The 13,413-nt window shown below is 61.1% G+C and carries 16 protein-coding genes; 6 read left to right on the forward strand and 10 right to left on the reverse strand.

All coding sequences use genetic code 11. From position 1 onward, the window contains the following. Positions 1–6 precede the first annotated feature (6 nt). The 3 genes from ACFWYE_RS17910 to ACFWYE_RS17920 all read right to left on the reverse strand — a co-directional run bounded on the left by ACFWYE_RS17910 (position 7) and on the right by ACFWYE_RS17920 (position 1,209). Positions 7–333, reverse strand: coding sequence for a YqjD family protein (locus ACFWYE_RS17910; protein ID WP_379113222.1), 327 nt, complete (start codon positions 331–333; stop codon positions 7–9). A 132-nt stretch (positions 334–465) separates the two neighbouring features. Beyond that, complete coding sequence (locus ACFWYE_RS17915) at positions 466–1,014, reverse strand: RNA polymerase sigma factor (protein WP_129412939.1); 549 nt, start codon at positions 1,012–1,014, stop codon at positions 466–468. Between the two features lie 3 nt (positions 1,015–1,017). Beyond that, the gene (locus tag ACFWYE_RS17920; protein WP_379066278.1) at positions 1,018–1,209 is read right to left on the reverse strand and encodes a NepR family anti-sigma factor; all 192 of its coding nucleotides are present in this window, start codon (positions 1,207–1,209) and stop codon (positions 1,018–1,020) included. Between the two features lie 209 nt (positions 1,210–1,418). On the opposite strand from ACFWYE_RS17920, the gene ACFWYE_RS17925 reads away from it, so the two are divergent. The 5 genes from ACFWYE_RS17925 (at position 1,419) to ACFWYE_RS17945 (ending at position 4,257) form a co-directional block, all read left to right on the forward strand. Continuing rightward, the gene (locus ACFWYE_RS17925) at positions 1,419–2,213 is read left to right on the forward strand and encodes a response regulator (RefSeq protein ID WP_379113224.1); all 795 of its coding nucleotides are present in this window, start codon (positions 1,419–1,421) and stop codon (positions 2,211–2,213) included. 90 nt (positions 2,214–2,303) lie between these two features. Beyond that, the gene (locus ACFWYE_RS17930) at positions 2,304–2,468 is read left to right on the forward strand and encodes a DUF1328 domain-containing protein (protein WP_024922700.1); all 165 of its coding nucleotides are present in this window, start codon (positions 2,304–2,306) and stop codon (positions 2,466–2,468) included. Between the two features lie 40 nt (positions 2,469–2,508). Next, a complete protein-coding gene (locus ACFWYE_RS17935; protein ID WP_379113226.1) occupies positions 2,509–3,570 on the forward strand; it encodes a sensor histidine kinase in 1,062 nt (353 codons plus the stop codon). Between the two features lie 100 nt (positions 3,571–3,670). Beyond that, positions 3,671–3,841, forward strand: a complete 171-nt coding sequence (locus tag ACFWYE_RS17940) for a hypothetical protein (protein ID WP_379113228.1) — start codon at positions 3,671–3,673, stop codon at positions 3,839–3,841. A gap of 167 nt (positions 3,842–4,008) precedes the next feature. After that, positions 4,009–4,257, forward strand: a complete 249-nt coding sequence (locus tag ACFWYE_RS17945) for a YMGG-like glycine zipper-containing protein (RefSeq protein WP_129412936.1) — start codon at positions 4,009–4,011, stop codon at positions 4,255–4,257. Between the two features lie 79 nt (positions 4,258–4,336). Here ACFWYE_RS17945 and ACFWYE_RS17950 read toward each other — a convergent pair whose 3' ends face one another. The 4 genes from ACFWYE_RS17950 to xylF all read right to left on the reverse strand — a co-directional run bounded on the left by ACFWYE_RS17950 (position 4,337) and on the right by xylF (position 9,498). After that, positions 4,337–5,962 (reverse strand): CHASE domain-containing protein, encoded by a 1,626-nt coding sequence (locus ACFWYE_RS17950; RefSeq protein ID WP_379113230.1) that lies wholly within the window; start codon positions 5,960–5,962, stop codon positions 4,337–4,339. A gap of 149 nt (positions 5,963–6,111) precedes the next feature. Beyond that, positions 6,112–6,900 carry an ATP-binding cassette domain-containing protein gene (locus ACFWYE_RS17955; protein ID WP_379066268.1) on the reverse strand — a complete coding sequence of 263 codons (789 nt, stop codon included), beginning with the start codon at positions 6,898–6,900 and terminating at the stop codon, positions 6,112–6,114. 101 nt (positions 6,901–7,001) lie between these two features. Further along, a complete protein-coding gene (locus tag ACFWYE_RS17960; RefSeq protein ID WP_379113232.1) occupies positions 7,002–8,318 on the reverse strand; it encodes a sugar ABC transporter permease in 1,317 nt (438 codons plus the stop codon). A gap of 139 nt (positions 8,319–8,457) precedes the next feature. Next, positions 8,458–9,498 (reverse strand): D-xylose ABC transporter substrate-binding protein, encoded by a 1,041-nt coding sequence (gene xylF / locus ACFWYE_RS17965; RefSeq protein WP_379066264.1) that lies wholly within the window; start codon positions 9,496–9,498, stop codon positions 8,458–8,460. Between the two features lie 339 nt (positions 9,499–9,837). Between xylF and ACFWYE_RS17970 the strand changes: the two genes are divergently transcribed. Beyond that, positions 9,838–11,079, forward strand: a complete 1,242-nt coding sequence (locus tag ACFWYE_RS17970) for an ROK family protein (RefSeq protein ID WP_379113234.1) — start codon at positions 9,838–9,840, stop codon at positions 11,077–11,079. Between the two features lie 45 nt (positions 11,080–11,124). Here ACFWYE_RS17970 and phoB read toward each other — a convergent pair whose 3' ends face one another. From phoB to pstB, 3 genes are read right to left on the reverse strand one after another with little or no spacing between them, the layout of a single operon-like run. After that, entirely contained in the window at positions 11,125–11,814 is a 690-nt protein-coding gene (gene phoB, locus ACFWYE_RS17975) for a phosphate regulon transcriptional regulator PhoB (RefSeq protein ID WP_054313665.1), read from the reverse strand. Between the two features lie 19 nt (positions 11,815–11,833). Continuing rightward, complete coding sequence (gene phoU / locus ACFWYE_RS17980) at positions 11,834–12,541, reverse strand: phosphate signaling complex protein PhoU (protein WP_379066260.1); 708 nt, start codon at positions 12,539–12,541, stop codon at positions 11,834–11,836. A gap of 37 nt (positions 12,542–12,578) precedes the next feature. After that, positions 12,579–13,403, reverse strand: coding sequence for a phosphate ABC transporter ATP-binding protein PstB (gene pstB / locus ACFWYE_RS17985; protein WP_379066258.1), 825 nt, complete (start codon positions 13,401–13,403; stop codon positions 12,579–12,581). Positions 13,404–13,413: the final 10 nt, after the last annotated feature.

Below are 13,413 nucleotides of genomic sequence, written 5' to 3' on the forward strand. Positions count from 1 at the left end.
CGGAACTCAACGCCGCGACAGAAGGGCGAAAAGGAAGCCGACGCCCGCGGCCACCGCGAGCGACGTCATCGGTTTCTCACGGACCGTGGTGGCGATTTGGTCCTCGATGTCATGCGCGTTGCCGCGCAGTTTTTCCATCGCCGCCTCGCCGCGTTCGCGCAGATGCTCTGCACCCTGCGCGGCAGCACGACGCGCGGCGCCAAGCCCATGCTCGCCGGTCTGGGCCAGTTGTTGGGTCAGCCTTGCGATATCGGCCTGCAATTGGCGGATATCGGCCTCCAGATCCTCGGTGGACTTAGCGGTTGCGCTGATCTTATCCGTGGTTTTGGCCATGCTGAACTCCTTGCATCTTGCCGAGCCCACACGCCCGACATCATCTCAACCCGTTCACAAACGGCCGGTTCCATAAAAGATGGTTTTGACACTCCAGTCCAGCCGCCCAGTCCAGCCGCAAGACTGCGGCCTTCAAAGGACGGATGATCCCGTCACCTGCGCAGAAATCGCATCGGGGCCGAAATCTTCATCGCCGGAAATCTGAAGGATTTCCTGCAACCGGGTACGGGCCCTGCTGACGCGGCTTTTGATGGTGCCGACGGCGCAGCCGCAGATTTCCGCTGCTTCCTCATAGGAAAAGCCGGATGCGCCGATCAGGATGATCGCTTCGCGCTGATCCTCCGGCAACTGTTCCAGCGCGGCCCGGAAATCCTTGAGATCCAGTTGCCCGTGCTGCGATGGATGGATGGCGAGCCGAGCCGTCATGATGCCGTCACTGTCCTGGACCTCACGCCCACGCTTGCGCATCTGCGAATAGAACTCGTTGCGCAGGATGGTGAAAAGCCAGGCCTTGAGGTTGGTGCCCAGTTGAAAGCTGTCCTGCTTGTCCCAAGCCTTGACCAGGGTTTCCTGGACAAGGTCGTCGGCGCGGTCGGCATTCTGGGTCAGCGAGACGGCAAAGGCACGCAGACTTGGAATGGCGCCGAGCAGGTCGGTCCGAAAGCCCTCGGATGCGGACATGCGTCAGTCCTTCTTGCGCCCTGGCTCGACCTGCTCCAGTTGCGCCAGCAACTGGGCAAAGCGATCCGGAACTTCGTCCGAGACGAGTTCATCGTAATATTGCTTGAGTTTGCGGCCGATTTCAGAATTGGTGCCGAGCGCGTCGGCAGAACCGGCCTGGCGCGCGGCGGCGCCAGTCTTGGTGGTGTCCTTCATTCGCCTTTTATCCAGTCCCCCGAGCTGTTTTCGGCTTGATCCAACAAGCTGTCGTTCATCCATTCGCTTGGTTGGCTCGTAACGTGTGCCCCTGGACAATGGTTCCGCCATGGTGGAACTTTTTCATGGCGGAAACGTTCGTTGTCCCGGATATGTGTATACTTCTATCTGTTACATTCTAGAGACGCCATCCGAGGGAGCCGTTTGTCATGGGTTTGTCCGCCACTATCGCGCCGCATCTTCCTTATCTGCGCAGATTTGCCCGCGCCGTTTCCGGTTCCCAGCACAGCGGCGATGCCATGGTGGCGACGATGCTCGAGGCGATCATAGCAGATACGTCGATCTTCCCCGAAAGTTCCTCGGATCGCATCGCACTCTACAAGATTTTCGCCAAACTCTTCACATCCGTCGCGATCCGCGTTCCGAAGGGCGATGAGCCGACAGGTTGGGAGGAACGTGCGGCCGCCAACCTTGATGCGCTTGCGCCGCTGCCGCGCCAGGCCTTCCTGCTGGTTGCAGTCGAAGGCTTCAGCGAGGCAGAAGCTGCCGAGGTTCTTGGCATCGGAGAAGATCGCTTCACTGAACTTCTCGTCGAGGCGAGCAATGAGATTTCCCGCCAGGTCGCGACCGATATCCTCATCATCGAAGACGAGCCGCTGATTGCCATGGATATCGAGGAGATGGTCGAGAGCCTCGGCCATCGTGTTGTCGGCATCGCCCGCACCCAGACCGAAGCCGTGGCACTTTTTGCCAAGGCACGGCCGAAGATGGTGCTGGCCGACATCCAGCTCGCCGACGGCAGCTCCGGCATCGATGCTGTCAACGACATCCTGAGATCGGCTTCCGTACCGGTCATCTTCATCACGGCCTTCCCCGAGCGCTTGCTGACGGGTGAGAGGCCGGAGCCGACTTTCCTCGTCACCAAGCCGTTCAACCCCGACATGGTCAAGGCGTTGATCAGCCAGGCGCTCTTCTTTGACCGCCACGCCAGGGCGGCGGCTTGACGAAGGCGGTTCCGATCGTGTTTTTCGCATCTGAGCGGAACAAACAAGGGCAGCAACACGTTCTGCCGCATCTAACGAAGGAGTCGTTTCATGCTTTACTGGGCGCTGGTTTTTCTGGTCGTGGCGATCGTGGCCGGCGCGCTTGGATTCGGCGGCATCGCCGGAGCATCAGCGGGTCTGGCCAAGATTCTGTTCTTCATCTTCCTGGCTTTCCTGGTGATCTCCCTGCTCGCCGGCATCTTCAAAAGAGCATGAATGGCTCCGCAACCGATATTGCGGAAAAGCAGAGCGTGCTATGAGCCTGCCGGCCAACGAGAACATCCAGACGGTCGTTGCTGAAGCCGCCGCGGCGGCTCATATCGATCAGGTCAAGGGACTTGACCAGGATGACCTGCCTCCGGGTTGCGACGCCCAGATTAGGCGAGCGTTCAACATCGCATTGCGGCATACCGGTATCTATGTCGCCTACCATGATCGGTCGCTGACCAAGGTCTGGACGCGGAACATCCTTGCCCCGCTGGTGCCAAAGAAGAAGGGCGGCGGCTTGCCTCCAGCGCAGCTGGAGAGGATAGAAGCTGCCCAGCGCCATGTGCTGGAGACCGGCGAATCCGGACGCATCGAGGTCAGCATGCCGCACGAGGACGGCGTGCGCTGGTTCGACATCTGGCTCGATGCCGACCTCGACGAAGACGGTACAGTGCAGGGCATCGTGTCGACCTGGATCGAGGTGACCGAGCAGAAACGTCGCGAGCAGACGCTGAAGACGTTGTTGCGCGAGGTCAGTCATCGCTCCAAGAACCTGCTGGCCATCATCCAGGGCATCGCCAGCCAGACCGGCCGCTATTCGAGCGATATCGGTGATTTCCTGACCCGCTTCAGAGGCCGGTTGCAGTCGCTTTCCTCGTCGCAGGACCTGGTCACCTCTTCCAACTGGCGTGGTGCCCGGCTCCGCGAATTGATCGAAGGCCAGATGGAGCGCTACGGCGCTGATCCCTCGCGCAGCCTGCGTTTCGAAGGCGTAGACCCATTCCTCAATCCAAACGCGGCACTGCACATTGGCCTTGCCGTGCATGAACTCGTCGTCAATTCGATGAGCTACGGCGCGCTGTCGCAATCGGATGCCGTTGTCGACGTCACGGCCGGACTGGCGGATCTCGATGCAAACCCACCGGCGCTGTGGCTGCGCTGGAATGAACGTTTCCCGTCCTGCGGCGGCCCCGAGCAGAAGCGTTTCGGTTCGGTGGCGCTTGAGCGGGTGGTTCCCGCCGCGCTTGACGGCATGGCCACATTCGAAATCTCGGACGACCGGGTCGAGTACCACCTGGTGGTGCCGGCCGGCAACTTCGCCGCGGACTGATCCAGGCCGTGCCTTAACCCGATATTCACCATGATTTCCGATACTTTGCCGGCGTCCGGACAAGGTCGGCGCAGGGAGTTCGGAGCGGGGAGATATCGCGGTGACCAGCGACATGCAGGGCTTGGAACGCGCAGCGCGCCTTTCGCTGGGAAATTTCGAAGAGCCAGCGACCACGGAAGCAAAATCCCGAAACCTGACGCCCGTGCCCGTCTTGCTTGTCATTGCCGGCGCGATGACGCTGATCGTCGCCCTGATACTGCTGATGGGATAACCCTTCGCCGAAGCACATCTCGACGCCTTCACCTGCCTCGAAAAAGACCACCTTGCGAGCCAAGCGATTGAGGGGGCAGACAAAATCCATCCACCCATGCTAAAGAACCGCTTGGAAGTGGACGCCGCGCTGCAATGCGAGGGACTTCAAGCGAGAGGAGTGAATTGATGCGTAAGACTATTTTGGCTCTGGCGGGTGTACTTGCCCTCAGCGCTTGCACCACCACAGAACAGGACGTTTCCGTGGGCACCGCAGCCGGCGCGTTGATCGGCGGCGCTGTCGGCGGCTGGAAGGGCGCTGCCATCGGCGCGGCCGTCGGCGCTGGCTCGGGCCTGCTGGTCCGCAACCTGCGCAATGGCTACTGCCAGTATCGCGATCCGGACACCGGCCGTATCTATACCCGCCGCTGCAACTGATCAGCGCGGTATCAAACGAAAGAGGCCGGCTTGCCGGCCTCTTTTTTTTGCTTGGCTATCGTCCCGCCCTGCAACCGTTCTAGCTTGAGTAGGGAAGCCGGATCTTCACCCGCAAACCGTCATCGCGGAACTCCCGCTCGATCGTGCCACGCAATTCGCGCGTGATGTTCATATCGATCAGGCGGGTGCCAAAACCGGTCTTGGAGGGCGCCTCCAGCTTGGTCTTGCCGGTTTCGATCCAGTTGAATGCCAGGGTCCGTTCGCGCCCCTTGCCTTCGATGCTCCAGGCAACCTTCAGCGCGCCGACCGAATTGCCGGCCTCGCCATATTTCAAGGCATTGGTGGCGAGCTCGTGAAAGGTGAGCCCGAGAGCCTGCGTCATGGTCTCGTCCAGCATGACTTGCGGACCCGACAGCAGGTCTTCTGGCAGGTCCTTGCCGAAGACCTGACTGAGTTCGACGCGCAGGAGATCACCCAGATCAGCCTGCTGGCGACGCGAGCGCGTCAGCATGTCCTGCGAAGCGGCCATCGACTGCAGTCTTGCCGAAAACGAATTGGAGAAATCCTTGAGATCGGCGGAGTGTGCCGCTGTCTGGCGCGAAATCGCCAGGACGCGGGCAATGGAATTCTTGATCCTGTGCCGCATCTCCTGCAGCATCAGGTCCTTCTCCAAGAGACTCTTTTCCGTGGCCTCGTGAAGTTGCGAGGCCGCATCGAACGCTCGCTCCTGGTAGCGCGCGATCATGGCGATCGTACCAGCGAGCAGCAGACCGAACAGACCGAGCACCACGGGAACGAAAGGGGAAGACGGCTCGGTGAACTCGGCCGTCGGCCGCAAGACGATAGCCCATGGCCGGCCTGCAACCTCGATCATGCGCACGGTTTTCAGGCCAAAACCATGCACCGGTGGCTCTTCCGACCGGAACAGCAGATTGTCCGGTCCGATCGACTGATCATAGGCCTCGATGTTGACGGGGAGCCGTGGAGTCTTGCCGAGGATGACATCAAACAGGTCGCGCGCGCGGAAAATCGCGTACAGGAACCCCTTCGTGGCGGCCACAGGGTCTGCACTCCGCGCCGCCTCCGGTGAGCCAAGCCTGGCGAAGATCACGAATCCCGTGACCATAGCCGGCGCCTGATCTTTCCAGCTGGAAAGTGGATCGAGCATACGCCGGCCGCTTGTGTGCAGCTTGTTGTCGGCCATGGTCTGCTCCATGGCCGTTCGCGAAGCAGGATCGGCAGCGACGTCGAAACCGAGATAGCGCTTGCTTTCTTCTTCCGCCGGCTCGAGCAACATCACCGGCGCGTGCCAGGGAACACCCGCCGCCGGTGCAATCGTCCGGCTGAAGCCGTAGTTTTCTTTTATCTCCTGCTCGGCGGCAGCTTCTTCACCCGGCTTGACCAGTTTGAGGTAGCCCAGGCCAAGCAGGCCAGCGAGATTCCCGTCGACATCGAGCGTCTTGTAGAAATTTTCGAACTCGGCACGCGAGACATCACCCGACCGGGCGCTGAAGAACGCTTCTGTTGCCCGCAGCAGCGACATATGCAGGTCGAGCCTGCTTTCCATGCGACTGACAGCGTCGTCGGCGGCGGCCTCGAACTTGATTCGGGCTGCATCGCGCGACGCAAAATAGGCGAAGCCGGCCAAGACAAGGCTGGCCAAGGCGACGGCAACAAAAGCAATCGTCGGGAAAAACTTCTTCAAAATCAGCCGCCAGCCCGAAAGAGCCCCCGTGGTCCTTTTAGACTACGGAAAAACAAACCGAAAGCGGTATGCTTTGTTAGCCTGGTAGCGACAAGCCCCTGTTCCGGCATTGCTGACAAATGATGCCGGAACAATCCACCGAAAACGTTCTAGGCAGCTTCCTTGAGTGCACCCGGCCCCGGTATCGCGCCTGGCGGGCATTTGCCGAGAATGATCATGCCCAGCACTTCATCCTTTGTGACGTCCTGGGTTCGGGCCGTACCGACAACCTGACCGTTCTTCATCACACAGACGCGGTCCGCCAGGTCAAACACGTCGTGGATATCGTGGCTGATCAGGAAGATACCGAGACCGTCCGCCTTGAGCTGCTTGACCAGTTCACCGACCTGCGCCGTTTCCTGCGGGCCAAGCGCGGCTGTCGGCTCATCCATGATCAGGATCCGGGCGTTGAACAGGATGGCGCGGGCAATCGCCACCGACTGGCGCTGGCCGCCGGACAGTTTGACGACAGGCTCCTTGAAACGCTGGAAACGCGGATTGAGGCGCCCCATCACCTTGCGCGCCTCCGCTTCCATGGCCGCGTCGTCGAGCGTGCCGTATCTGGTCATCACTTCCCGGCCGAGGAAAAGATTGGCGGCGGCGTCGACATTATCGGCCAGGGCAAGCGTCTGGTAGATCGTCTCGATGCCATACTTCTTGGCATCGCGCGGATTGGCGATCGCCGCCTCTTCGCCATTGATGAATATCTGACCGGAATCGCGCTTGTAGGCGCCCGAGAGAATCTTGATGAAGGTCGACTTGCCGGCGCCGTTGTGGCCGAGCAGCGCAACGACCTCACCGGGATAGAGATCGCAACTGGCACCATCCACGGCACGAATGCCGCCGAATGCAATGGAGATGTCCTTCATTTCGACGAGCGGAGTTTGGGTCTGTTCCATGGTCCTGCCCTTTCTGGAGCGTTTCCGATTTCCGGAAACGCGGAAACACTCTGGCTCTTTGTTTTACGCAACTGCGGACGCAAAACCGCTGCGCAATTGCTCTAGACGCGCTTGCGGTACATGGTGTCGAGCCAGACGGCGACGACCAGCACCAGTCCCACGACGATGTTCTGGAGCGGCGTATCGAGGCCGAGCAGAACCATGCCCGACTGCAGCGATTGCATCAGCAAGGCGCCCAGCATCGCGCCAATGATCGTGCCGGAACCGCCGGCAAGCGAGGTGCCGCCGATGACGGCAGCCGCAATCACCAGCAGTTCGTCCAGCGTGCCAAGCGAATTGGTCGATGCATTGAGACGAGCCGATGAGATGGCGGCGGCGATCGCAGCCAGCACGCCCATGATCATGAACACCTTCATGGTCACCCAGCGCGTGTTGATGCCGGCGAGATTGGCTGCTTCCGGATTGCCGCCGATGGCGAAGACGTAGCGGCCGAAACGCGTGCGGTTGGTGACGAAGGTCATGACAAGCCCGACCGCGACCGCCATCAGCACGGGGATGGCGATGCCGTGGGCGATGAAGAGACCGCCCTCGGGGACCGTGATGTTGTTGGCGGCAGCATATTTGTTCACGACGCCGACCGGCCACGGATAGGAATTGGCGATCTTCACCGCCCCGAGGATGACCGCGCAGGAAATGACCCCGAGGAAAGCTTCCGCCCAGACCGGACGCAAGGGAAACTTGAAGCGCTTGCGCTGCACGCGGCCGTTGAACAGCATGGCGACCACTCCGGCGCACGCCACAAGGCCGAGCACCCAGCTCCAGGTCGATCCGATCGATCCGGCCGGACCACCACCCATGAGCTGGAAAGTTGCATCCATCGGCGCCACCGTGCGGCCGCTGGTGATCCACCAGGCGACCCCGCGCCAGATCAACAGGCCACCGAGCGTGACGATGAAAGCCGGCACCTCCAGATAGGCGATGATGAAGCCTTGCAGTGCACCGATTGCGAGGCCGACCACGATGCCAGTTGCCAGCGCAATGATCCAAAGCCACGGATTGCCGAGCTGCATGCCCATCACCCGGATCAGGAATTCGGCCTGGGCCACGCCCATGACCATGCCGATCACCCCCTCGACCGAACCGACCGACAGATCGATGTTTCGCATGACGATAACCAGCACCATGCCGGTCGCCATGATGGCGACGGACGAGGTCTGCACCGACAGGTTCCAGAGATTGCGCGGCGTCAGGAAGAGGCCGCCGGAAAGCAGATGCAATCCCACCCAGATGATCAGCAGGGCAGCGACCATCCCAAGCATGCGGGTGTCCAGTTCGGTCGCCTTGAGAAAGCGCCCGACCGTGGACAGTTCCGCAGCGCGGGCGCGATCGACCGGCGCATTCGAGGCCGTATCAGTCATGATATTCCTCCCAGACCACACACCGCCTTTGGCGGCATGGCGTGCCACTTTACAGGGACTTTTGAGCTCCGGGGGTGGGAGCCATTGCAAAAAGACCACGGCTCTCAGGCCGTGGTCTCGTTTGTTGCCGCGGGCGCGCTTAGTTGCAAGCCTTGACGGAACCGGCCTTCACGCCCTGGCAGACGACATCCTTGGAAACCCAGCCGGCGTCGATGACGACGTTGAGATTGTCCTTGGTGATCGCGACCGGGGTCAGGAACACCGACTTGACGCTGTTGCCGCCCGGGGTGGTGAAGTCGGTGACGTTGGCGATGTCGCTCGTCTTCTTGCCGTCGGCGAGTTGCGCCGCGATTTCCGCGGCATTCTTGCCGAGATCACGGGCGTCCTTGAACACCGAAACGGTCTGCGTGCCCAGCGCGATGCGGTTCAGCGCGGCATGGTCGCCGTCCTGGCCCGAGACCGGAACGGAACCCGCCAGGCCCTGTGCCGCCAAGGCGGCAATCGCTCCGCCGGCGGTGCCGTCATTGGCGGCCACGACGGCATCGACCTTGTTGTCATTGGCGGTCAGGAATTGCTCCATGTTCTTCTGAGCATTGGCCGGCAGCCAGCCGTCCGTGTAGGCCTCGCCGACATTCTTGATCTTGCCTGCGTCGATTGCTGCCTTCAGCACTTCCATCGAACCTGAGAACAGGAAATCGGCATTCGGGTCGGTGCTGGAGCCCTTGATGAAGACATAGTTGCCTTCCGGCTTGACGTCGAAGACGCCCTTCGCCTGCAACCGCCCGACTTCCTTGTTGTCGAAGGTCAGATAGAAGACGTCCTTGTTTTCGATCAGACGGTCATAAGCGATGACCGGAATGCCTTCGTCCACGGCCTTCTGCACAGCCGGGCCGATGGCGGAGGTGTCCTGCGCCAGGATGACAAGGGCGTTGGCGCCCTGCGAGATCAGGCTTTCGACGTCGGTGAGCTGTTTGCCGGGATTCGACTGCGCGTCAGCGGAAATATATTTGTCGCCTGCCGCCTCGATCGCCTTTTTCATGGCGGCTTCGTCGGTCTTCCAGCGCTCTTCCTGGAAGTTGGACCAGGACACGCCGATTACCTTGTCCTTCGCTTCGGCGACAGCGGAAAGCGCAAGCGTCATGGCGGCACCCGCCAGAATGGCGGCCGTAAATTTCCTCATTTTTTCCTCCCCGCGCCCAAGGGCGCGCTTGTGTGCGTTGGCCGTTGGAGAAGCTTTTTTTCGAGCTTCGAAAAAATAATCGCGCAGGCACAGCCTTCTGTCAACGGGATTCGAGTCCTTCGCGATATTTTTTTCGGATCACGAAATAATAGTGACGACGAGGGCATGTTCTGCCACTATCTGTGGAGGAGCGCGCTGTCGCGACGGCAGGAGCGAAACGGGTTTTGCATTCGCTCATGCATCGACCTATGCACGAACAGCGCATCTGGAACGCCATTGGCGGCCCAAGCGCAACGGCCTCGGTGTCCACGGGGCCGGCGGGGGAGGAACGGCAAGGACATGACTGTCGGGATCCGTCACGACGATTTGCGCCGCAGGAACCGCGCGATGGTGATTGCTGCCGTGCGTCGCTCCGGTGAGCCGTCCCGCACGGAAATCACCGCCATCACCGGCCTCAGCCATTCGACCATTTCAGCGATTTCGTCTGATCTCATCGCGGAGGGCATTCTGCGCGAGGGCCGCAGTGAACCGACGGCATCGAAGCGGGGGCGTCCGCAAGTGGGCCTGCAGCTCGATCCCGGCGCAGCGGCTGTGCTGACGGTCGTTCTGTCGCTCAACCTTTTGACGGCCGCAGCCATCGACTATTCGGGCAAGGTCCTGACGGAAGAAACACGCCGTCTGGACACACTGTCTCTGCCCCGGGAAGCGCTGGTCGATGAATGCGTCGAGATGGTCCGGCGACAGCTCCACGACCGGAGCCTGGCAAGACATCGGGTCCTGCGCATAGCTTTCGCAGTTCAGGGCACGGCAGATTCGCATGCGCGCACCATGCTGTGGACGCCAATCACCCCGCATGGCGATATCCCCTTTGCCGATATCCTGGAAAACGCTTTTGGCATTCCCGTCATCGTCGAGAACGACTGCAACATGATGGCGGTCGCGCTGCGTTGGCGCGGCACGGACCGCTATCGTGACGACTTCATTGCCGTTCTGCTTTCGCACGGCATCGGCATGGGCATCGTGCTCAATGGCGAATTGTTCATCGGCACCCAGTCGTCCGGCGGCGAATTCGGACACATGATCCACCGGCCGAATGGCGCGCGATGCCGCTGTGGCCGCCATGGCTGCGTCGAGGCTTATGCCGGCAACTATGCAATCTGGCGCAGTGCCCACGGGCTCGATGAAAACACCGAACCGGCCGCTGACATTCCCGACGACGAAATGCAGAGGCTGGCTGAAAAAGCACGCGCAGGCGTCGGCCCCGAACGCGAGGCCTATGAACGCGCAGGCACAGCCCTCGGCTACAGCCTCGGTTCACTTTTCGCCGTCATCGACCCTGCCCCGGTAACCTTTGTCGGCATCGGTGCAACGGCCTTCGATCTGATCGAGCCGGCATTGCGGCGGGCAATTGCCCAGACCGCCGGCGGACAACATTCGAATTCAATTGTCTTTGATACGGAACCCAAGGAGCAGATGCTGATCCGCGAAGGCTGCGCCATGCGCGCGCTGACCTTCATCGATCAGGAGATCTTCGCGCTTGGCGGTCCGATGGCTCCCATCCCTCAGCTTCTGGAGGTCTGAGCCGGCGATCAGGGCGCAATAGCGATGAACCGGCCTTGTCCCTGATCAATCCTCGCGGATGGCGTAGCCCGAGCCGCGTATCGTGCGGATGACGTCCGGCATGCGGCCATTGTTGACCGCCTTGCGCAGGCGCCCGACATGCACATCGACTGTACGCTCATCGATATAGATCGTCTCGCCCCAGACATTGTCGAGCAGCTGGCTGCGCGAGAAGACCCGCCCGGGATGCCGCATCATGAATTCCAGCAGCCGGAACTCCGTCGGCCCGAGCCGGATCTCGCTCTTCTTGCGGTAGACCCGGTGCGACTCGCGGTCGAGTACGATGTCGCCGACCTTGAGCACGGAAGACAGCACCTCGGGTTTCGCGCGGCGCAACAGTGCCTTCACGCGTGCCATGAACTCAGGCATCGAGAATGGCTTGACCAGATAATCATCGGCGCCGGTGGACAGACCGCGCACACGGTCGCTTTCCTCGCCGCGTGCCGTCAGCATGATCACCGGCAGGCGCTCGGTCTCCGGTCGCATCCGAAGCCGCCGGCACAATTCGATGCCGGATACTGCCGGCACCATCCAGTCGAGCACCAGGAGATCCGGCACATTTTCCTGAAGCCGGATTTCGGCTTCGTCGCCCCTGGCTACTACCTCGACCTGGTAGCCCTCGGATTCCAGATTGTAGCGGAGGAGGACGCCCAACGGCTCCTCGTCTTCCACCACCATGACACGCGGCGCGATCATCTTGCCGTCCGTCCCGTGGTCAGGCCGCCGGAACGGCAGCAGCCGTCTCGTCGAGCTTTGGCCGGTTGGGCGGCAACTGCTCGCCCGTCAGCACGTAGAAGGCGTTCTCGGCGATGTTGGTGACATGGTCACCGATGCGCTCGAGATTCTTGGCGCAGAACAACAGGTGCGTGCAGGCCGTGATGTTGCGTGGATCTTCCATCATGTAGGTGAGAAGCTCGCGGAAGACGGACGTGTATTTCACATCGATCCGCTCGTCGTCAGCCCTCAGTTGGGCGAGCCCCTCTGCGTCCCTCGCCGCATATTTCTCGACGACACCGTCGACCTGGTCGAGCACCAGATGGGCCATCGCGTCGATCGAATGCGAAAGGTCGCGCGGCGTGGCGCCCTGTCCGACCGCGCCGACTCGCTTGGCGATGTTCTTGGCCAGGTCACCGATGCGTTCCAGATCTCCGGCCATGCGGATGGCGCCGACCACGGCGCGCAGGTCCTGCGCCATCGGCTGGCGCTTGGCAATCAGCGTGATTGCCTTGGTGTCCAGCTCGCGCTGGCGCGCATCCATGATCGCATCGTCCGACACGACCCGTTGGGCAAGTCCATTGTCTGACTTCAGCAGCGCCTTGGTGGAGCTTTCGACCATCGAGCTCGCCAGTTCACCCATGTCGCTGATGAGCCTGCTGATTTGTCCGAGCTCTTCGTCGAACGATGCGACGGTATGTTCGCCCATATCTATGTCCTCTTTTTCCTCGGCAGCAATCGCTCACTCAGCCGAAACGGCCGGTGATGTAGTCCTGCGTGCGCTTGTCGTCGGGGTTGGTGAACATCTTGTCGGTAGCACCTTCCTCGACCAGGTAGCCGAGATGGAACATCGCCGTGCGCTGCGAGACGCGGGCGGCCTGCTGCATCGAATGGGTGACGATGACGATCGTGTAGTTCTGGCGCAGTTCGTCGATCAGTTCCTCGACCTTGGCGGTCGCAATCGGATCAAGCGCCGAGCACGGTTCGTCCATCAGAATGACTTCAGGCGACACCGCGATGGCGCGCGCGATGCACAGACGCTGCTGCTGGCCGCCGGAAAGGCCGGTGCCGGGCTCGTTGAGGCGATCCTTCACTTCGTTCCAGATTGCAGCCTTCTGCAGGCTGGATTCGACGATACGGTCCATCTCCGCCTTGTTCTTGGCAAGGCCATGGATGCGCGGTCCGTAGGCGACGTTCTCGTAGATCGATTTGGGGAACGGATTGGGTTTCTGGAACACCATGCCGACGCGGGCACGCAGTTCCACGACGTCGATCTTCGGATCGTAGATGTCTTCGCTATCGAGGGTGATCTTGCCACCGACCTTGGCCGCATCGATCGTGTCGTTCATGCGGTTGAGGCAGCGCAGGAAGGTCGACTTGCCGCAGCCCGAAGGGCCGATCAGCGCCGTCACCTGATTCTGGCGAATGTCGAGATTGACGTCGAAGAGTGCCTGTTTCTCACCGTAGTGCACGGTCACCTTGTCGCCGCGCATCTTGATGATTTCGTTCGTCTGGGCGCTCATCTGGCTGCTCACTGCCTGTTCGAGGGTCTTTTCCGTCATGATATTCATATCAGGCTCC

It is taken from the genome of Mesorhizobium sp. NPDC059025 (assembly GCF_042739655.1).
Taxonomy (GTDB): Bacteria; Pseudomonadota; Alphaproteobacteria; order Rhizobiales; family Rhizobiaceae; genus Mesorhizobium.

Bases quoted from the DNA above. Each gene is read 5' to 3' on its own strand.
- ACFWYE_RS17960 (WP_379113232.1), bottom strand. From the start codon at position 8,318: ATGACTGATACGGCCTCGAATGCGCCGGTCGATCGCGCCCGCGCTGCG.
- ACFWYE_RS17910 (WP_379113222.1), bottom strand. From the start codon at position 333: ATGGCCAAAACCACGGATAAGATCAGCGCAACCGCTAAGTCCACCGAG.
- ACFWYE_RS17930 (WP_024922700.1), top strand. From the start codon at position 2,304: ATGCTTTACTGGGCGCTGGTTTTTCTGGTCGTGGCGATCGTGGCCGGC.
- phoB (WP_054313665.1), bottom strand. From the start codon at position 11,814: ATGATCGCGCCGCGTGTCATGGTGGTGGAAGACGAGGAGCCGTTGGGC.
- ACFWYE_RS17925 (WP_379113224.1), top strand. From the start codon at position 1,419: ATGGGTTTGTCCGCCACTATCGCGCCGCATCTTCCTTATCTGCGCAGA.
- ACFWYE_RS17915 (WP_129412939.1), bottom strand. From the start codon at position 1,014: ATGTCCGCATCCGAGGGCTTTCGGACCGACCTGCTCGGCGCCATTCCA.
- phoU (WP_379066260.1), bottom strand. From the start codon at position 12,541: ATGGGCGAACATACCGTCGCATCGTTCGACGAAGAGCTCGGACAAATC.
- ACFWYE_RS17955 (WP_379066268.1), bottom strand. From the start codon at position 6,900: ATGGAACAGACCCAAACTCCGCTCGTCGAAATGAAGGACATCTCCATT.
- ACFWYE_RS17970 (WP_379113234.1), top strand. From the start codon at position 9,838: ATGACTGTCGGGATCCGTCACGACGATTTGCGCCGCAGGAACCGCGCG.
- ACFWYE_RS17920 (WP_379066278.1), bottom strand. From the start codon at position 1,209: ATGAAGGACACCACCAAGACTGGCGCCGCCGCGCGCCAGGCCGGTTCT.
- pstB (WP_379066258.1), bottom strand. From the start codon at position 13,403: ATGAATATCATGACGGAAAAGACCCTCGAACAGGCAGTGAGCAGCCAG.
- ACFWYE_RS17945 (WP_129412936.1), top strand. From the start codon at position 4,009: ATGCGTAAGACTATTTTGGCTCTGGCGGGTGTACTTGCCCTCAGCGCT.
- ACFWYE_RS17935 (WP_379113226.1), top strand. From the start codon at position 2,509: ATGAGCCTGCCGGCCAACGAGAACATCCAGACGGTCGTTGCTGAAGCC.
- xylF (WP_379066264.1), bottom strand. From the start codon at position 9,498: ATGAGGAAATTTACGGCCGCCATTCTGGCGGGTGCCGCCATGACGCTT.